This window comes from Streptomyces sp. NPDC054770, assembly GCF_053611985.1.
The window spans coordinates 75,017-93,536 of the sequence record NZ_JBSHBL010000003.1 but is presented as its reverse complement, the minus strand read 5'-3'; the positions used below and the strand labels follow the sequence as shown (position 1 = coordinate 93,536).

Below are 18,520 nucleotides of genomic sequence, written 5' to 3'. Positions count from 1 at the left end.
GTGCAGTGGGTGCTGACCCTCGCGGTCATCGTGGTCGGAATCCCGACGTGCGGAGGGCAGCCAGTGACCCGCCGCTCCCGACGCTCCGCCGCATCCGGCGCGGGCGCAGCGGACCGCTGCACAGTGAGCGTCGGATCAATGCGTACCTTGCGGAGCACGCGCCGGTTCCAGAGGTGGGCGATGCGAGCGGCCTCCCACGTCGCCCAGGTAGCCGCAGGGCCACAAGGTCTCGCGGGTAGCGGGCAGCGGGTCCCTGACGGCGCTGGAGGTCGGCGTGTGGAGCAGCTGCACGTCCTCGTGCCCGGCACTGCGACCAGCGCCGGGCGTCAAGAAGGCCGGTATGCCTACCGCGTGGCGAGTTCGCGTACCGTCGCCATGTCGCTGAACGGCAGCAGTTCCTCGTTGACGATCTGGTAGGGCTCGCTGCCCTTGCCCGCGATCAGGATGACGTCGCCGTGCCCTGCGGCGGACAGGGCGAAGGAGATGGCGCGGCGGCGGTCGGTGAACCGCTCGAAAGTGGTGCCGCTCGCGAGCAGGCCCGGGACGATCTGATCCATGATCGCCCGGGGGTCCTCGTTCCGGGGATTGTCCGAAGTGAGAACACACAGATCGGAGTAGGTGCCGGCGATCTCCCCCATCCGGGCGCGCTTGGTGACGTCCCGGTCCCCGCCGCAGCCGAATACCGTGACGACCCGGCCAGAGGCGAAGCCGCGGATGGTGGTCAGCACCTTCTCCAGTGAGTCCGGGGAGTGCGCGTAGTCCACGATGACGGACGTGCCGTCCGGGGTCTCGTAGCGTTCGAACCTTCCCGGGATCGGGGGCATCTGCTCGAGTGCGGCAACCAGTCCGGCCAGATTGGGCCCGAGGAGGTGGCAGGCTGCGACAGCGGCCAGTGCGTTGGAGACGGAGAAGCGTCCAGGCACGGGGATCGCCGCCGGATACTTGTGGCCGGCGTGGTGCAGGGTGAAGCGGGTGCCGACTGCGTCCATGGCGAGGTCGGTCGCCCGGTAGTCCGCCTCCGCGTCGATGCCGTACGTGACGACAGCACCGGGCATCATCGCCCCGATGCAGGCTCCGACCGGGTCGTCGGCGTTGACCACCGCACGCCGGCACAGCCCCTGGAACAGACGCATTTTGGCGTCGCGGTAGTTCTCCATGGTGCCGTGGTCGTCCAGGTGATCCTGCGTCAGGTTGGTGAACACCCCTATGTCGATGAACGAGTGGTCGAGGCGGTGGGTCAGCAGGCCCATCGACGTGGCTTCGAGCGCCACGGTGCCGACACCGCGGTCGCGCATGCACCCGAGCAGATACTGGAAGTCCGGCGACTCCGGTGTGGTCAGTACCGACCTCGGCATCGGGATCAGTTCGTCGCCGAACCGGCTGCCGCCCGTCCCGATGACCCCCACCCTGGCGTGCTCGGCGACCCTCAGCACCGACTCCACCATGGAGGAAACCGACGTCTTCCCGTTGGTGCCCGTGACGGCCACCATCTTCATCTGCCTGCCTGGCTCCCCGTGGTAGCGGGAGGCGACGACCGCGGCCGCCTTGCGCGTGTCCGAGACGGCTACCACGCATACACCGGCTGCCGACGCCCAGGTCGCGACCGGAAGTTGTGCCGCCGCGGAGTCGATGAGTATCGCCACCGCGCCGCGTGCGAGAGCCGGTCCGACGGACTCGGGGCCGCCCTCGCGATGGCCAGGTACCGCGATGAACAGGGATCCCGGAGCGGCGCGGTAAGCGTCGAAGTGGATGCCTCCGGTGATCCTCGTCTCCGGCTGGCCCTCGATGACTTCATGATCGTGCCCGGCGAGCAGCTCGCTCAGGTTCACAGGGGTCCTCTCGAAGATGCACCGGCTGCCGGTCATCCGGCGGTCGGCGCGCTGGCGGCGCCAGGGCACCAAGGGATGACGAAGCAGGGAATTGTGGCGAGGACCGTCGCCGTGCGGTCACGGAGGTGGGAGGGGTGGCCGCGCAGAAAATGGTCCGCCTACAGGGGCGGAATGATCTGGGAAATGCCGAGAACTGCCCGGAATCGCTAGCCGTGGCCGTGCAACGCGCGACAGCAGATCGCCGGCGCGTTCACCGGGCCGACGGCCGTCGCGCACGCGGCGGACGGGCACAGGGCACGAGCGGCCTGGAACAGGCACTCCCCCACTGCGCATGTGCGACCCATGTGTGGAGTGTACGTCCAGCCGCGGGGGCGATCGCCCATCGCCGCTTGTTCGCACAGCTGCGCTACTGCTGCCGCACTGTCTCCGGCATCCGCGCCATGAGGAACGCCGTGCGGTGGCGCAGCCGCAAGCCCAGCGACCCGTACAGCCGGACGGCGTCGGTGTTGCGCGCGGAGGTGTGCGGGAAGGGCCTCTCGTCGCGGGCACGGACGCCGGGGCCACCGCCAGGACCAGGCGGGTGGCCAGGCCCTGCCCGCCGAAGCCCGGGGGCGATGTGGACCGCACTGCCCGAGGAGCCCGACAGCGAGCCGCTGAGTGGAGCCGCGGACGACACCGAGGAGCTCACGACTCACTGACCGATGATCAAAACGATCTTGGTCGGGTGACAACTCCGGTGACGGACCGTGAAGGGGACGCTCCGCCCCGCAAGCACCGCAGCAATGTTGCCTACCTCCACCCCAAGCCGCCCCCTTCGGCCTTGGACATGCCTCCGGGGACTCGATCCCTGATCCCGGATGTCCGTCGAAGCAGCCCAGGCCCAAGACCCGCCGTCTCGCCCGTACGGGCACCACTCGCGCCGGCCACCCCCTCCCGACGTGCTGTGATGGGCTTCACCGTAAACATGAGGCCCCCCTCGAGTACGCTGGGCAGCGCCGAACATGAGGACCCCCTCAGGATGACCCCCACAGCTCGGCACCGGCTGATCCGGAATCTCCGGGTCGCACAACATGAACATGACAGCGACCGCCACATCGGCGGAATCGCAACACCTCACAAGGAATCGACTATGAACACGTGGATCAGGCGCGTCTCGATCGCCGTTGCTTCTACGACAGTGGCGGGCGGAGCCCTCCTCGGAGCCGTCGGCTCGGCATCGGCGGCGACGGCCTCGGGACCCGCGGAGCACACGCGATCCTCAGTCACCGGCCTCGCGACCGGCAGCGCCCGTGACGGCCACCGCGAGGACGGATACGAGAGCGGCCACCACGGGGAACAGGACGACGGCTGGGACGCACTCCGTGGCCGGTCCGACAACGACGACCGGCACCACTACCTCTCGCAGGAAGAGCGTCGGGACGGCCGCCACCTGTACGTCTGGGACGGGCACCGCTGGCAGCAGACGACGACGCGGTACGGCGTCGGCGACGACCGCTGGTACCTGGACCAGGTCGCCTGGTATCTGCACCAGCGCTGATGCGCCCGCAGACCGTCGCGGGGGGGGGGGGGGCGGGCCGGCCCGCCGCGGGGGGGGGGGGCGCGGCCCGCGCCGGGCGGACGCCCACGCCCCCCCCCGGCCCCCCGCCCCCCCCCGCGGCCCCCGCCCCCCCCCCCCCCCGCCGCCCTGCCTGCCCTGTGCGCCACTCAGATCACCAGCTGGGGAATCGTCTACTACGCCTTCCCCGTCCTGAATCCGCAGATCACCGGGGCCACGGGCTGGTCGGCAACCGCCACCACCGCCGCCTTCTCGGGCGGGCTCCTGGTCTCCGCCCTCACCGGCATCCCCGTCGGCCGCATCCTCGACCGCCGAGGCCCGCGCGCCGTGATGACCACCGGCTCCGTCCTAGGCGTCGTCGCCGTCCTGGCCATCGCCTACGCACCCAACCTCGCGGTCTTCACCGCCGCCTGGCTGCTGGCCGGCGTCGCCATGGCAGCCACCTTCTACCAGCCTGCCTTCGCCGCCCTCACCCGCTGGTGGGGCGAAGACCGGGTCCGCGCCCTCACCGTCGTCACCCTCGCCGGCGGCCTGGCCTCCACCGCCTTCGCCCCACTGACAGCCACGCTCGCCGAGCACCTGAGCTGGCGCACCACATACGCCGTACTCGCAGTACTCCTGGCCCTCGTGACCATCCCCGCTCACGCCCTGGCGCTACGAGCGCCCTGGCCGCCCGCGCCGGCGCCGCCCTCACCACGGGACACCCACAGCGGCTCGGTGGTCCGCAGCCGCCCCTTCCTGATGCTCGCCACCGCGCTCACGCTGAACAGCTTCGCCATGTACGCCGTCGTCATCGCCCTCGTCCCCCTGCTGATCGCTCGCGGAGCCAGCCCCACGGCCGCCGCCTGGGCCCTTGGGCTCGGGGGTGCGGGACAGACCCTCGGCCGCACCCTGTACGCCACCCTCGCCCGTCGTACCGGCGTCAGGACCCGCACCGTCGTCCTGATCGTTCTGGGCGGGATCACCACCGCCGCCTTCGCGATGGTCTCCGGCCCTTTCCCCCTCCTCGTGGGCATCGCGATCGTGGCCGGCATGGTGCGGGGCAACCTCACCCTGCTCCAAGCCACTGCCGTCACCGACCGGTGGGGCACAACGCACTACGGGCGTCTGTCCGGGCTGCTGGTCGCCCCGGCCACCATCGCGTCCGCCCTCGCCCCGTTCGCGGGAGCCGCGCTGGCCGAGCCGCTCGGCGGATACCCCGGCCTGTTCATCGCGCTCGCGCTGGCCTCCGCCGCCGCAGCCCTCTTCGCGGCGGGAGGCACACCGAGCAACCCTCAGCACCACGCCGACAGCACGTCTGCGGGTCCGTAACGGGCGGTGGGCTGCACCGTTCCCGGTACAGCCCACCCACTTCGTCTCCGGCTACCGCCCGTTGCTGTCGCCGTACTTACTCGGATCCTTCGCGCGATCCACAGCCTGTGCGCACGCCGCCGCAAAGGCCGCTGCTACGGCGCCTTCGTCCGTGCCGCTCGCCCGAACATCGATCTCCCCTCCCCGTCGGCGAACGGTGCTCCAGCGCACCACTTGGTCGGTGTAGAGGTCCGTTTCGAACTCCCAGGCGTCCACCGACCAGGGATCGGGACGAGTGGCCGATTCACGCGCCCCACCAGGCAGGAAAGCCGCCTGGGCGTGGTGCACGACGCGGCGGTCGGGAAGGCGGTCGCGGACGGCGCCCAGGCCACCAGCGCCCTCCCGCTCCCACTTCCGCCGGTCCCACTCCTCCATCTCGGCCATCTGCCCCGGCCGTTCGGAGCGCCAGCGTTCCACGAGGAGGTCGGCGTGCCCACGATCGCGGAAGGGGACGAGGTGCGCGCCTACGCGAGCGACGTACACCAACACCCCCGTAGGAGCGTCGGCCGTTTCGGCACGCTCTTCTCCCCCGCCGGCGACGGCAGGCCACAAAAGTCCGCCGACCTTGGCTGCCGTGTCCCTCAGAACGCGACCGGTCAGGTGCTGGTAGCGGCGGCGCATCCGGGCGGAGTTGCCGGGCTCCCAGCCCATGATCCGGTCGACCACGGCATCAGGGACGCCGAGGATGAGCAGCACGGTCGCTGCCGTGTGGCGGGCGTCGTGAAGGCGGCCGTCTCGGACATCGGCAGCCTTCAACAAGTCCTTCCACCGGTGGTAATCGGTGTTGGGGTTGAGCGGCTCGCCGGTCGGCGAGGTGAACACGTACCCCCTCTCCACCCACAGGTCGCGGGCGAGGGCGCGCTCGCGAGCCTGCTCCTCCTTGTGCTGCTGGAGCAGCTTCAGCAGCTCCTCGGGCACACCGATCGGGCGCTTGCCCGCCTTGGACTTCGTCCCTTTGGTCTCCTTGCGGATGTTGACCTTCTGCGGGCAGTACCCGGGCTTACGGCCGCAGCGATTGCCGCAGCCGTGCTTGTAGCGGGGCCGCAGGCGGCTCTGCCGTACACGGATCACAGCGGCATCGAAGTGGACGTCCTCCCACGTCAGGCCGAGGACCTCGCCCTGGCGCAGGCCGAGTGCGAGGGCGATGACCCAGCGGGCGGTGTTGCGGTGCTTCTCGGCTTCGAGGAGCAGACGCTGGACCTCTTCGATGGTGTACGGCTCGACCTCCTCTTCCTCCATCTTCGGCGCCTTGGCGATCGAGACGGGGTTGAGGGTGATGTGCCGCCGCCGTACGGCCTCGTTGAGGGAGGTGTTCAGGGTGCGGTGGGCCTGGTGCGCGGTGCCGGCGGCGCTGCCGGCCTCCTGCATCGTCTTGTAGAGCCGCTCGATGTGCTCGGGCTCCAGCTTCTCCAGGCGATGGGCTCCCAGGCCGGGGATGAGGTGGCGGTACACGGCGACGCGGTAGCCGTCGATCGTGTACTCGCCGACGCTCGGCGCGGCGATGTTCTCCACCCAGTGCGTGAGCCAGGTCTGCACCGTCCAGTGCTGGCCGGCCTTGCGGACGCTGCCGGCGTCGCGCTGGCGTTCCAGCTCGCGTACGACCTTGGTGATCTCGGCGCGCGTCTTGCGGCTGGCGTGGCGGCGGTCCGGGCTGCCGTCGTCCTTGACGCCAACGGTGACGCGGCCGTGCCAACGGCCGTCCTTGCCGAGGTAGATGGTGGAGGCGCCGTTGGGCTGCCGGGACGTGCGGGGCTTCTTCGGCTGTGTCATGCGCGCCCCGCTCAGGCCGCGGCGCCGAAGTCCGTGGTCCGATAGCGGCGGGCTAGGAATTCTCCGACCGCCTCGGCGGGTATGCGGCGCAGACTGCCGATCTTGACGGAGCGGATCTCGCCGGACGAGACATACTCGTACATCTTCGTCCGGCCGATGCCGAGGCGGCGGGCGGCCTCCTCGACGGTGAGCCCGACGAGGGTGGGGTCACCGGGTACGTCGTCCCGGTCGGGCATCAGGGCGCGCAGGGCTCCCTCGGGGATGCCGAGCAGCTGGGCGATCTGGGTCACGGGCAGGGGGAACTCGGGCAAGAGGGCTCCTCACCCCGGTCACGTACGGAGCGCCAACTCCGGTCGGACCGGTCAGTGGTGGTGTGTGGTTGGGCGGTTGCGCATACGCGCGAAAGTGCCGCACTGGAGGGCCCTGGGTGTTCGCAGCGCCGAGGGCCTTGCGGCGGGTGGGTTACTTGTCGACGTCTGCCTCGGCGGCCTGCGGGCTGAAGGCGTCGCCGAGCCAGCGGATCAGACGGGAGCGGGCTCCCTTGTGGCGGTGGAAGTCGCCGTTGGAGGCCGCGTCCAGTTCGTGGGCGAGCAGGTTGCGGACCATGGTGTCCTGGTCCGGGTTGGCCTTGGTGTACTCCCCGAGCTGGTCCTGGACGGCGTCCATGGACTTACCCAGGGAACGCCATTCCTTCCACAGCTCGACGTACTCGCCGACCAGCCGACGGATGATCGGGTTGGCCATCTGCCCTGGCGGGCTGGCCAGTTCGTCGAGGGTCATGTCGAAGACCTTGCAGAAGCCGAGCGCCTCGTCGGTGTTCACGCGGCGGCGGGGCTTGCCGCTCTCGATACGCCAGATCGCGGACTGGCCGATGGGGTGGCCGGCCTCGGCCATTTTCTCGGCCAGGGTGACCGAGCTCCAGCCGCGCGCCTCGCGCTCCAGCTTCACGCGCTCGGCGATGTTGTCCTCGACCGGAGGCCGCGCATTCGCCGCGCGGGCATCGTCGTCGCCCTTGCCCTCGGCCATCTTCACCTCCTCGTTGCGGGCCGAGCCGTACGGCTGTGGCCCAGGGTGAACTAGTTAACATCATTTGGAAGCCGAATGCAACTAGATGTTTCCCGAATGCCTGCGGTAGACTTATGGCGTCCGGCGGTGAACGCGGCTGGACAAGCAGAAACCCCCGGTGCTGGAACACCGGGGGCGAAGCGGAAACCCTCACAACCGCCCAACCATGACGATCTGGACCGGTGGCCGGAGTTGGCGCTCCATGTGGCCTGCCGGGAGAGGAGTCCTATGGCCCAGAGTACGGGCCCCCTGCCGGAGATGCCATCCCACTTCGGATACGGCCCCGAGCCGTCTCCGGACGAGCCTGGACAGGCTCCGTTCAACCTGGACGCCGAACGCGCGGTGCTCGGCGCCTGCATGCACGACTGCGACGTCATCGACACCGTGCGGCCCATCCTGGGCGAGGACGCCTTCTACCGGCCCGCGCACGAGACGGTCTGGCGCGCGCTGCTGGCCCAGCGCCGCGAGGACAAACCGACCGACCCGATCGTCCTGACCGAGCTGCTCCAGCAGCAGGGGGACCTGCAGCGTGTCGGCGGCGCCGTCTATCTGCACCAGCTAGCCGACGTGCACTACGGCAGCGGCAGCGCGGTGCACCACGCGGAGATCATCCGCGAAAAGGCCAACCTGCGCCGCCTGCTCGCCTCGGCGATACGCACCGTTCAACGCGCCCAGGAGCCCGGTGCCGACCCCGAGGCGATACGCAGCGAGGTCGAGGCGGAGATGCGGGCCGAGCGCGAGCGGGCACTCGCCTCGGGCCAGGGTCGTCTGAACCGCTTCGCCACCGACGGGTGGTCCTTCGTCAAAGAGACCGGCGCGGACGCCGAGCCTTTGTGGGGCACCCGCGAGAAGACCGTCTGGGCGCCGGGCGAGAGCCTGATGATCGTCGGCGCACCCGGGGTCGGCAAGACCACCCTGGCCCACCAGGTGGTCTTCGCCCGCCTGGGCCTGCAGGAGACGGTCCTGGAGATGCCGGTCGCCCCGAGCAGGCGGATTCTCTACCTGGCCATGGACCGGCCCCGGCAGATCGCCCGGGCCATGGACCGCCGTGTCTTCCCCACCGACGAGAAGATCCTGCGCGAGGGACTCGTCGTCTGGGAGGGTCCTCTGCCCGCCACCCTCGACAAGGAGCCCGACCTCCTCGCCGACCTCGCCGCCGTCCACCGGGCCGACACGATCGTGATCGACAGCCTCAAGGACGCTGTGAGCACGATGGTCGACGACAGCCTCGCGGTCGCCTTCCACAACGCCCGCAACCGCGCGCTGCGAGGCGGCGTGGAGATCCTGGAGCTGCACCACCAGCGCAAGGCCACCGCCGACGCCCCACGCGGCCAGCGCCCCAGCCTGGACCAGGTCTACGGCTCCACCTGGTACGTCTCCGGCGCAGGCAGCGTCCTGTTCGTCACCGGCAAAGCTGGCGACCCCGCCGTCACCCTGCACCACCTGAAGACCCCCACCGGCGAGATCGGCCCGCTGGACGTCACCCACGACCACGTGCGCGGCACCACCACGGTAGACCCCACCAAGGACCCCGCCGTCCTGATCCGCAACGCCCCGAACGGGATGACCGCCCGAGATCTGGCAGTCGCCCTGCTCGGCGGGGGCGACCCCGACCGCGCCGACGTGGAGAAGGCACGACGCCACCTGGGCCGCCTCGTCGACAGCGGCCTGGCCACCAAGGCCGACGGGATCGCCGGAGGAGCCGGAGGCGGGCAGCAGACCCGCTACTACGCCTCCGCACGCCACCTCACCGCCGTCGGCTGAGCCCCACAGGCCCTCACGAAGCGATCACGCGACCGTACACGCGGCCCCTGCGCACCGACGCCGCCGTGAACCGCTCACAGCGCGCATGATCACCGCAAAACCGCAGGTCAAGCGATCACGCGAGCGTCCACGCCGTACACGCGCCCAAGCGATCACGCGCGGGCCCCCCTTTAGAAGGGGGCCCGCGTGAACGCCCCCTCCGTGAACGCCCCTCACTCCATCGCCTTCCTTCCCTTGGAGACCGTCTGCATGACCCTCGGCAACACCGCACACGTAAGCGCCGACAGCGGCACCATGTCGCTCCTGCCTCACTGGACCACCTCGTCGGCGGCCGACGCAGTCCTGCCCCTCGTCGTGGCCCTGCTCGCCGGATGGCTGCTGCGCCGACGCAACCGGACGCCCAGTGTCGGGGAGCGCCGTGGCACCGCTGCCATCCCGGTCGCCGCAGTCGCCGCGATCGGCTGCACCGCCTACAGCGCGGACACCAGCTGGCGGTTCGCCGCCGACTACCTCAACATGGGCAGCGCCATCGAGCGGGCCGCGATGTTCGCCGCCGCCGAGCTCGCCCTGTTCGCCACCGCCCTGCTGGCCCGGCAGAACCTCAACAGCCCGAAGCAGGCGCCCGGCCTGCCCGGCACCCTCACCTGGGTGATCACCGCCGTGCAGATCGTGCCCGCCTACGCCGAGTCCGGCCCGGTGGGCGGCACCGTACGGGCCTTCGTCGGCCCGGTCCTGGCGGCGATGCTGTGGCACCTGGCCATGGGCATCGAACTGCGCAACCGCAGCCCGCACGCCGACTCCCACAGCCTGGCCGCCGTCCTCGCCCGGCAGATGCGGGAACGGCTGCTGGCCCGCCTGGGGATCGCCGACCGGGACGCGGACGCCGCCCGAATCATCCGCGAACGCGCCCTCGACCGGGCCGTCACCCTGATACTCCGGGCAGAGGCCATGACGCCCGAACGGCGTGCCAAGGGGCGAGGCCGGCGCCTCACCCGCCGCCTGCACCAGGCACTGGAGCAGGCCGACGTCGACCGCGACAACCGCCAGGACGAGCTGCTGCTGCGCAAACTCGCCACCCGGCAACAGGCCCTCGCTCTGGCCTCCATTCCCCTGCCCCGGCGCTGGCCCGCCCTCACCGCGGGCACGCCGAGCAGCTCCACGCCTGCCCGCCCGCGTGCCACAGCGACGAGGCGGGCAGAGAATCCGGGCCGCCCGCCCGAGAACGATGCGGGCGATGACACGGCCCACCGGGCTGCCCACCCGGAGCCCAAAAACCGCCCGCACCGGCCCGCCCGCACCACCACGAGCCCGGAACCGAAACCGGGCGAGGAAGAGCCCGATGCCGATCCGGGCAAGGCCGCACGGGCGAAGCCGAACCGCCCGGGCCCCAAACCGCGCGCGACACGGGAAGTTCTCACCGCCTACGCCCACCGCATCCACCGCGAGACCGGACGTCTCTCCCGCGATCTGCTGGAGGACACCGTGCGCGAGGACGGCTACAGCGTCGCCAGCGACACCGCCGGGGAGGTCGTCCGCACCGTCAAGGCCGAGCTACAGGCCGCTCGCGCCGGCCACCCCCACTGAACCCGCTCCACCCACAACGCCCAAGGAAGACCGCCCAATGCACGACTCGCACCACGAACTACCCGCCAGCCAAAAGGAGATGACCACCCCAACCACCAGCCCAGCAAGTTGTCGGGTAAGGAGTCCTTACCCGGCCTCCGCCCTGAGGGAGGCGGAGGCATCCGGCGCAGGGGCACCGGACTCGGCCGGCCCAGGGGGACCGACGGAGGAAGGGAACGAGACCAAGTCGTCGTCGCACTCTGTGCGATCGTCCACGCCGTACCGACGACTGCGCCAGCCGCGTCTGCGCGAGCGTCGCGTCCACCCCCGCTACGCCGACAGCGAGTTCGCCGAACTAGCACACGCCGCCGCCCTCAGCCGCATGCAGATCGGCGGCTACGTCGCCGAGGCATCACTCACCGCCGCCCGCGCCGAAGACCCCACCGCGGCGATCGCCGACTATCGCGCCCTGGTACAGGCGCTGATGGCTGCCAACCGGCAGCTCGCCGGCGTCGGCAACAACCTCAACCAGCTCACCTGGCATCTCAACAAGGACGGCGCCTGGCCCCAGCCTGACACCGTCCACCATCTCCTCGCCCGCATCGAGGCATCGATCGCCGACCTGGACACCGCCATCGCCCAGGTCACCGAGGGACGGTCAGGCCGGTGATACCGAAGATCATCACAGGCAAGGGCAGTACCCGTCGCCTGATCGCCTACCTCTTCGGCAAGGGCGACGCCAACGAGCACGTCGACCCACACCTGGTGGCGTCCTGGAACGACTTCGCCCCCGACCCCGGCCGCAGCCCGCACCGTGACCCGAAGGAGGTGGCGAAGCAGCTCTACACCCAGCTCGACCAGCCGGTGACCATGCTCGGCCCCCGGGCTCCCAAGACCACCGTCTGGCACTGCCCGGTCCGTGCCGCTCCCGAGGACCCGATCCTGTCGGACACCCAGTGGGCGGAGATCGCCCGCCGGATCGTGGCCGCCGCCGGCGTCGCTCCCGCCGGGGACACCGAAGCCTGCCGTTGGGTGGCCGTACGGCACGCCGACGACCACATCCACATCGCCGCCACCCTCGTCCGCCAGGACGGCCGCCGCCCCAAGCGCGACTACGACATCCGGGCCGTCCAGCGCGAAGCCCGCCAGATCGAAGTCGTTTACGGGCTCAGGCGGTTGAAGCCGGGCGACGGCACCGCCGCCAAGCGCTCCACCAGCAAGGAACACTTCAAGGCCAAACGCCTGGGCCAGGACGCCACATCCCGCGAGATCCTGCGCCTGCGTGTCCGTCGTGCGATGGCGGCTGCCTCCACCGAGGCCGACTTCTTCGCCCTGCTGGAGGCGACGGGTGTGACCGTGCGCCTCAAGCATGGCCCGTCCGGCGACGCGCTCGGCTGCAACTTCGCCCTGGCCGGCGACACCAACGCCAAGGGCGAGCCGGTCTTCTACGCAGGCTCCACCCTCGCACCCGACCTCTCCCTCCCCAAGATCTGCCAACGCCTCGCCACCACCAACCCCGAACCGGCCGCCGTCCGGCCGGGCAACCCCTGGCACCAAGCCACCGCAGCCACCGAACGCATCCCCCACCACCTCGCTCACAGCAACGGCGAAGTGGCCCAGGGCCAGCTGGCCGCACTCGGAGCAGCACTCGACCTGCTCCCGCTCACCGCCCCTGCCGCAGCGCGTGCCGAACTCGAACGCGCCGCCGTCGCCTTCGAGCGCGCCACCCGCTCACGCACCGCGGCCGACCACGCCAGTGCCCGCGTCCTGCGCCGCAGTGTCCAGGCGATCTGGAAGGACCCCGCACGGCATGGCGACGGTGCCGGGCTGGCGATGCTGCTGGACGTCGCGCTCACAGCGGTCGCCTACGCCATGCACTGGCACCGCACCCGCCACAACGCCCAGCAGCAGGCGGCAGCCGAGCAGACCCTCATTCACCTGCAGGCCGCGTACGCGCAGGTCACCGGGCCAATCCTGGCCGGCCTCGCCAGCCGGGCACCCAGCCCGCAGACCAAACGCCGCTACGCCCGCCACCTCCAGCACGCGGTCCCCGAGCACGCCGAACGCATCCTGACCGACCCCGCCTGGGACGCCCTTGCCACCGTGCTCGCCGAGGCGGAAGCAGCCGGACACAACCCGGCCGCGATCCTCGACCGGGCCCTCAACCAGCGCACGCTCGACGACGCCCACAGCCCCGCACGAGCACTGACCTGGCGCATCCGCCGCCTCGGCGAAAGACACGCACCCGGCCCACGAGCCCAGGCAGCCAACGCGCACCACACCGCCATGCCCGCCACCGCTCCGCGCCCGCACGAACCCCAGACACGGCGGCGCTGAACACCCCTACGCCGGACGCCGCCATCACCGACGCCGATCACAACGACACCGCACAAGGAACCGCGCATGCCCCAGCCCTCTGTTCGCCCCGACGTCGTCGTCCTCCTCACCGAAGTGGACAGCACCCGCCACGATGACCAGTGGCGCCTGTATCGCCCCGATGGGACCGCGTTCACCGCCGCCGAGCACGACCTGATCTACACCGCTACCCCGGCAGAGATGACCGCCGCGAACGCACAGCGACGGCTTGAGAACGAGTGGGCGCGTGAAACCCACGAGATGCAGAAGGCCCTCGCCGACCTGTTCACGAAGTACGCCGACCAACTCGCCGACGGCTCCCTGTGCAGCAACATCTACGCCACCATGACCGACGAGGACTACGCGGAATACGAGCGCTTGGTCAAGATCGTCGACGCACGAAACGGCTTCGAATACCGCGCCGAGCACGAAGACAACTGACCGGACGCACACCAACGGCGGCCCACCCGGTGGGCCGCCGTTGCGGCACGACTGAAGCAGCTGGCGGGTACGCGGAATGTGCCTCCGCTCGGGGATTTGCGACGAGCCGCCCGCTAGCGGCTCCTCCAGGTGCAGGGGCTTCAGTGCGGTGGACGACGGTGAGTCGGCCTTCGGCAGTCTTGGGCACGGTGCTGCGGGGCACCGGGACAGGTGACGCAAGCAAGGAGGCGAAGGCGGCGACCCGGCCGTGGGGGACGCTGGCACTGAAGCTGGCGCACCACACATACGGGGCGCCGAGAACGGGTTCCGCCCACGCCTGCCAGCCCATCAAGTCAGGGCGCGTCGGCATCCTGGACCAGCGGCGGCAGCAGCTCCAGGGACATGCTCGATGCGAATCCGGGATCCATGGCGGTGGTGCGGGGACGGTCCACGTCGCGGATCCAGCCCCGGGAGGTGAGCGAGGTTGGGGGGATCACAGGCGTGACCTGGGAATCCCTGCCTTGGGCAGCGTGGGGCGGTACGCACCCCGGCGAACCTCGATTCCCCGTGAGTCCCTGTCCGTTCGGGCACGGAAGTGGCACGCCGCGCGGCCCCCTCGATGCGAACCATGGGCGGGACGGTCGCTGAGGTCTGCTGGGCTGGTCAATTGGTCTGGCAGGGGTGTCGTACGTTGATGGCGGCCGTCCTGGTCGCTGTACTTCGGTGCTGTACTGCACAGCCGACGACCTATGGGGGCACAGTCGCACGGCAGGAAGTAGGGCGTGGTGTGGGTTTTCTCGTAGCGCTGTCGATCGACTCGCCGGGCCGCCTCGATCGCCCGGGGCTCGACCAGCCACTCCAGTCCGAATCCGGCGTCCAGGCGCTTCACACACGGTCTACGTGCTGATCACCCTCTCTCTCCTCGTTTCTGCACCACCCGGCCACGGGCCGCGGCCCGGAATCCTTGCTGGCCTGTGTCACGTGTGGTCCGATGGGCGTGCGGGGATTGTCGGTCGTCTGGCAGTTCCTCCGGATGATGGGCTGTCTCCCGCCGTCGGTTGAGGAGGAGCCATGGCCTCGCCAACACAATTCGGTCGGCTGACGATCTACCTCGATGGCGCGCGTCCGTCACGGCACGGGTCACCGACGGCCGAGCAGATCGTCCTGTGTGCCCATGAGAGCCGCCTGCTCGGAGCGAGTGCGCGCTCCGCTATCGCCGGGTTCGGAGATGGCGGCACCTTGCGGCAGGAGAGACCGTTCGCGATCGTTCGGCACCTTCCCGTCGAGATCGTGCTCGTGGACGACATGGTCGTCCTGCAGGCGTTCTTGATCCGCCTGGACCGCATGGGCCTGGGCATGGGCATGCTGGCGACGTTGGAGCCGATCGACATCGCGCCCACCGCAATCAGCCGCGCGAGCTGATCTCGACGAGGACGTCTCTGTGACGCGGCCGCATGCTCACCACGGCTGTCCGCAGGCCGCCTACCAGGACCGATTGGACAGCTCCGCCATTCGTCCTCCCCAGGTCGACGGCGTAAGCTGAAAGTGATGGCGGTGGGGCTCGCCGAAACCGCGACCGTGTACCTGGGTCGACAACAGTCCCTACCTGGTACCTGCCACGCAGGCACGCCCACAGGTAGGAGGACATCATGCCCCGCCCGTCCCGGACAGCGCCTCAGCCGAACAGGAGCAGTCGCAGCCCTGCGGTCACCCCTCGCGTCCAACCCACAGCTCGAGGAAGGCAGATTGCGGCGCGCGGACCACCGGCGGACTGGATCAGCGTAGCTCGGTGAGGAAACAGCCGATGTCCCCCGGAGAACCCCCAGCCCGGCCCCGCGACGACGCAGTGCCGCCAGCGGAAGTCCTGCCGGTCGACCCGGACGTCGAGGTCGGCGCCGAACCGCAGGCTGCTCCCCAGCCACCGGCCAAAGCCAAGCGCTCCCGCCAGGCGGACGTCCTGGCGGTGATCGCCTTGGGCGGCGGACTGGGCAGTGTCGCCCGCTATGGCCTCGCCCTCGCCTGGCCCACCCCGGCCGGCGGGTTCCCCTGGGCCACCTTCATCACCAACATCTCCGGAAGCTTCGCCCTGGGACTGCTCATGGTCTGCGTCCTGGAGGTGTGGCCGCCCAACCGGTACGTCCGGCCCTTCCTGGGCGTCGGCTTCCTCGGCGGCTACACCACCTTCTCCACCTACACCGTGGAGCTGCACCACCTGCTCTCGCTGGGCGACTGGTCAAAGGCCGACGCCTACGCCCTGACGAGCCTTCTCGCCGGGCTGGTCGCGGCATGGCTCGGTATCGCGGCCGCCCGCCGGGCCGCCGGACTGCCGGTGCGCCGTGGTCCCAGCCGCCGCAGCAAAGCACCCCCCGCGCCGACCGCCGGACCGGCCACCCCGCCCCCCAAGCGGTCCGTCCCGTAAGGAAGCAGCGATGAACCCGCACCTTCATCGGCACCACCCCGAGGAGAAGCCTCCCCCACGGCCACCGCGCTCCCCTCTGAACGGCCTGGTCCTGCGGATGACCATCTACCTGGGTGAGTGGGACCAGTGCCACCACAAGCCGGCCTACACCGAGATCGTCCACCGTGCCCACCACGCCGGGCTTTCCGGCGCCAGCGTCTTCCGCGGCTTTGAGGGCTTCGGCGCCTCATCGATGGTGCACACCACCCGCCTGCTCGATCTCGCCGAAGACCTCCCCCTGACTGTCGTCATCATCGACGAGGAGGACCGCATCCGCGCCTTCCTGCCTCAGGCCCGTGAGGTCGCTCCCGAGGCACTGATCACACTGGAACCCGTCCAGGTTGTCGCGCAGAGCAGCGAGGGACTCAGCCCCGTCACCGAGGAGCAGATCAATTGATCCCCGTCCTCCTTGTGTTCCTTGGGGGCATGCTCGGCGCGCCCCTGCGCTATCTCACCGACAAGGCCATACAGGCCCGCCACGACAGTGTCTTTCCGCTCGGCACCTTCACCGTCAACATCGCCGGGTCGTTCATCCTCGGTTCCCTGGCCGGGGCTGTAGCAGCCCACGGCCTGCCAAGGGACGTCATGCTGCTGCTGGGCGTCGGCGTGTGCGGAGCCCTGACCACCTTCAGCACCTTCAGTTTCGAAACCGTCCGGCTGCTCGAAGACGGCTCTCTCGCCGAGGCCGGACTCAACTCCATCGGCAGCCTCCTGGTCGGCCTCGCCGCCGCAGCCGCCGGCTACGCCCTTCTGACTTGGCTGTTACCTGTTCGCCCGCGGAACCGGGGAAGAGAGTGGCGGAAGATCAGGAGGCAGGCAGAGCCGCAGCGCGATAAACGAGCATGTTGAGCTGGCTGACCAGGCGCCGCGTCTGGCGTGCTCGGCCGGTTCGCTGGAGGAAGTAGTCCGCTCCGAGGTCGGCATACTCGGCGTCGTTGGTGAGCATGTGCCAGATCGAGGTCAGGATCGTGTGGCCGACGGCGGCCAGGGCCCGCTTCTTCCCGCGGAGGATCGCGACGCGTTTGTAGCGGGACGCGAGGTAGGTGTTCTTGCTGCGGGCCGCGGCGATGGCGGCGAGTCCGAGCGCGTTCTTCAGCCACGGGTCGCCGGGCCGGGACTTGCCGGAGGTGTGCTTGCCAGCGGACTCGTGATTGCGTCGACGCGGTCCAGCATGGTCCGTGCGAGGAAGGCGTGGTGGCCGGTGAACTGGCCGGTCAGTGCCTGCCGGTCCTGGCAGGGGCCGGGCGAGACGTCTGGACTGTATGCAGCGCCTGGGAGTGCTTCGACAAGTGAGGCGGGGTGACCCAGTACACCGGGTCTGGTAGTTCGGGTCGGAAAGGATCGCCGGGGTGGTGCGGTTGCAGGGGCGCCTCCGTAGGCTCGGGGACAGGTGACTGACGGTCGTTGACCTGGGGGTCCGGAAGGTCGTCCACGTTGACATGCTTGTTCGCGGTGCACCAGTAGTTATGGGATCTTCCGTGTCTGCATCCGGCGAACTGGTGGCCAGTCGACGCGGATCGCCTCCACGCGCCCGGCCCCGACAAGGATTCCCCGCTCGGCTGCCGCCCGAGGTCCTGGCAAGTTTGGGCAAGTTCCTGGCTTGAGGGCTCAGTCACGGGCAAGCTCTGGCACAGAGATCGTTACCGGCATCCGAGGAGGACATCATGGCCCTGCGTAAGCTCGGCAAGGACCCGGAGAGTCCCAGTGGCGGCTCGCCCACCATCTACCTCGACGAGGAAAAGGGCAGCTACCTCGTGCAGGGGTGGAAGGTGGAGGACGCCGAGCGCCTCGGGCAGATGGACATCCCCGGCCACGAGTCGGTGGTCGAGATTCCCCGGCGCATGGTGCAGTTCTTCTTGGAGGTGAAGAAGGATGACGAGGCCCCCGACGTTTGAGGAGCTCTTCCGCGACTGTCGGCGGACGGCCGTCCATCTGGAGATGCGCGACGCCTACATGAAGTCGGACCCGGCCTTCATCGACTGGAAGGCCGGCGAGGTCCTCGACCCCGCCGAGCGCTGGGCCGACTGGCATGCCATCGTCACGGAGGCGACCTCGCGAGGCGTCGAGGTTCGACGCGCCCGCCTCGTTTCGACGCCGGTCAGTGAGTACATCCGCTTCGAGCACGACGTGACGGACGGGCTGAACATCGCCGCCGGCGAAAGCGTGCGGTGGCTCTCGCGGCGCAACGCGACCGACATCGCTCTTCCGGGCAACGACTTCTGGCTGTTCGACTCCGGCCTCGTCCTCGTCAACCACTTCGACGGCGAGGGCGAGAACATGGAGGTGGAACTCACGGAGGACCCGGAGGTGGCGAAGCTCTGCGAGTCGGCCTTCGAGGCCGTGTGGAAGCGGGCGACGCCTCACGCCCAGTTCGAGCCGGCCTGACAGTTC

At 70.0% G+C, this 18,520-nt stretch carries 17 protein-coding genes and 3 pseudogenes; 13 read left to right on the top strand and 7 right to left on the bottom strand.

Features of this window, described 5'->3' with window-relative positions; all coding sequences use genetic code 11:
• Positions 1 to 344: 344 nt before the first annotated feature.
• Together ACWGKQ_RS04440 and ACWGKQ_RS04435 are read right to left on the bottom strand one after the other, a co-directional pair.
• Positions 345 to 1,829 carry a UDP-N-acetylmuramoyl-L-alanyl-D-glutamate--2,6-diaminopimelate ligase gene (locus ACWGKQ_RS04440; RefSeq protein WP_453290357.1) on the bottom strand — a complete coding sequence of 495 codons (1,485 nt, stop codon included), beginning with the start codon at positions 1,827 to 1,829 and terminating at the stop codon, positions 345 to 347.
• 406 nt (positions 1,830 to 2,235) lie between these two features.
• Positions 2,236 to 2,438 (bottom strand): annotated as a pseudogene (locus tag ACWGKQ_RS04435) (GNAT family N-acetyltransferase); the annotation flags it as partial.
• A gap of 520 nt (positions 2,439 to 2,958) precedes the next feature.
• Between ACWGKQ_RS04435 and ACWGKQ_RS04430 the strand changes: the two are divergent.
• Both ACWGKQ_RS04430 and ACWGKQ_RS04425 read left to right on the top strand, forming a co-directional pair.
• Positions 2,959 to 3,366 (top strand): hypothetical protein, encoded by a 408-nt coding sequence (locus tag ACWGKQ_RS04430; protein ID WP_453290356.1) that lies wholly within the window; start codon positions 2,959 to 2,961, stop codon positions 3,364 to 3,366.
• A gap of 147 nt (positions 3,367 to 3,513) precedes the next feature.
• Entirely contained in the window at positions 3,514 to 4,695 is a 1,182-nt protein-coding gene (locus tag ACWGKQ_RS04425) for an MFS transporter (RefSeq protein WP_453290523.1), read from the top strand.
• Between the two features lie 549 nt (positions 4,696 to 5,244).
• Here ACWGKQ_RS04425 and ACWGKQ_RS04420 read toward each other — a convergent pair.
• The 3 genes and pseudogenes from ACWGKQ_RS04420 to ACWGKQ_RS04410 all read right to left on the bottom strand — a co-directional run.
• Positions 5,245 to 6,504 (bottom strand): annotated as a pseudogene (locus ACWGKQ_RS04420) (tyrosine-type recombinase/integrase); the annotation flags it as partial.
• Positions 6,505 to 6,515: 11 nt separating this feature from the next.
• Positions 6,516 to 6,815, bottom strand: a complete 300-nt coding sequence (locus tag ACWGKQ_RS04415; RefSeq protein WP_453290355.1) for a helix-turn-helix domain-containing protein — start codon at positions 6,813 to 6,815, stop codon at positions 6,516 to 6,518.
• 151 nt (positions 6,816 to 6,966) lie between these two features.
• On the bottom strand, positions 6,967 to 7,530 hold the full coding sequence (locus ACWGKQ_RS04410; protein ID WP_453290354.1) for a helix-turn-helix domain-containing protein: 564 nt from the start codon (positions 7,528 to 7,530) through the stop codon (positions 6,967 to 6,969).
• A 267-nt stretch (positions 7,531 to 7,797) separates the two neighbouring features.
• Here ACWGKQ_RS04410 and ACWGKQ_RS04405 point away from each other — a divergent pair, with 267 nt between their 5' ends.
• The 5 genes from ACWGKQ_RS04405 (at position 7,798) to ACWGKQ_RS04385 (ending at position 13,692) form a co-directional block, all read left to right on the top strand.
• The gene (locus ACWGKQ_RS04405) at positions 7,798 to 9,333 is read left to right on the top strand and encodes a DnaB-like helicase N-terminal domain-containing protein (RefSeq protein ID WP_453290353.1); all 1,536 of its coding nucleotides are present in this window, start codon (positions 7,798 to 7,800) and stop codon (positions 9,331 to 9,333) included.
• Between the two features lie 294 nt (positions 9,334 to 9,627).
• On the top strand, positions 9,628 to 10,917 hold the full coding sequence (locus tag ACWGKQ_RS04400) for a hypothetical protein (protein WP_453290522.1): 1,290 nt from the start codon (positions 9,628 to 9,630) through the stop codon (positions 10,915 to 10,917).
• Positions 10,918 to 11,158: 241 nt separating this feature from the next.
• Entirely contained in the window at positions 11,159 to 11,566 is a 408-nt protein-coding gene (gene mobC / locus ACWGKQ_RS04395) for a plasmid mobilization relaxosome protein MobC (RefSeq protein ID WP_453290352.1), read from the top strand.
• Positions 11,563 to 13,233: a mobilization protein gene (locus ACWGKQ_RS04390; RefSeq protein ID WP_453290351.1), complete on the top strand. Its 1,671-nt coding sequence runs from the start codon at positions 11,563 to 11,565 to the stop codon at positions 13,231 to 13,233. The genes mobC and ACWGKQ_RS04390 overlap by 4 nt, the downstream gene beginning before the upstream one ends.
• A 66-nt stretch (positions 13,234 to 13,299) precedes the next feature.
• A complete protein-coding gene (locus tag ACWGKQ_RS04385) occupies positions 13,300 to 13,692 on the top strand; it encodes a hypothetical protein (protein WP_453290350.1) in 393 nt (130 codons plus the stop codon).
• Here the strand turns inward: ACWGKQ_RS04385 and ACWGKQ_RS04380 are convergent.
• Positions 13,634 to 14,020, bottom strand: a complete 387-nt coding sequence (locus ACWGKQ_RS04380) for a DUF317 domain-containing protein (protein WP_453290349.1) — start codon at positions 14,018 to 14,020, stop codon at positions 13,634 to 13,636. The two genes, ACWGKQ_RS04385 and ACWGKQ_RS04380, sit on opposite strands and share 59 nt — an antisense overlap.
• Before the next feature lie 4 nt (positions 14,021 to 14,024).
• Positions 14,025 to 14,168: a hypothetical protein gene (locus tag ACWGKQ_RS04375; RefSeq protein WP_453290348.1), complete on the bottom strand. Its 144-nt coding sequence runs from the start codon at positions 14,166 to 14,168 to the stop codon at positions 14,025 to 14,027.
• Between the two features lie 574 nt (positions 14,169 to 14,742).
• Here ACWGKQ_RS04375 and ACWGKQ_RS04370 point away from each other — a divergent pair.
• From ACWGKQ_RS04370 to ACWGKQ_RS04345, 6 genes and pseudogenes are all read left to right on the top strand, one after another.
• A complete protein-coding gene (locus ACWGKQ_RS04370) occupies positions 14,743 to 15,093 on the top strand; it encodes a DUF190 domain-containing protein (protein WP_453290347.1) in 351 nt (116 codons plus the stop codon).
• Between the two features lie 382 nt (positions 15,094 to 15,475).
• Positions 15,476 to 16,090 (top strand): fluoride efflux transporter CrcB, encoded by a 615-nt coding sequence (gene crcB, locus ACWGKQ_RS04365; protein ID WP_453290346.1) that lies wholly within the window; start codon positions 15,476 to 15,478, stop codon positions 16,088 to 16,090.
• Positions 16,091 to 16,187: 97 nt separating this feature from the next.
• Positions 16,188 to 16,526 (top strand): DUF190 domain-containing protein, encoded by a 339-nt coding sequence (locus ACWGKQ_RS04360; RefSeq protein WP_453290345.1) that lies wholly within the window; start codon positions 16,188 to 16,190, stop codon positions 16,524 to 16,526.
• A pseudogene (gene crcB, locus ACWGKQ_RS04355) lies at positions 16,526 to 16,879 on the top strand (fluoride efflux transporter CrcB); the annotation flags it as partial. The gene ACWGKQ_RS04360 and the pseudogene crcB (ACWGKQ_RS04355), both read left to right, overlap by 1 nt.
• 914 nt (positions 16,880 to 17,793) lie before the next feature.
• Positions 17,794 to 18,024 (top strand): hypothetical protein, encoded by a 231-nt coding sequence (locus ACWGKQ_RS04350; RefSeq protein WP_362648685.1) that lies wholly within the window; start codon positions 17,794 to 17,796, stop codon positions 18,022 to 18,024.
• Complete coding sequence (locus ACWGKQ_RS04345; protein ID WP_453290344.1) at positions 18,002 to 18,514, top strand: DUF6879 family protein; 513 nt, start codon at positions 18,002 to 18,004, stop codon at positions 18,512 to 18,514. The genes ACWGKQ_RS04350 and ACWGKQ_RS04345 overlap by 23 nt, the downstream gene beginning before the upstream one ends.
• Positions 18,515 to 18,520: the final 6 nt, after the last annotated feature.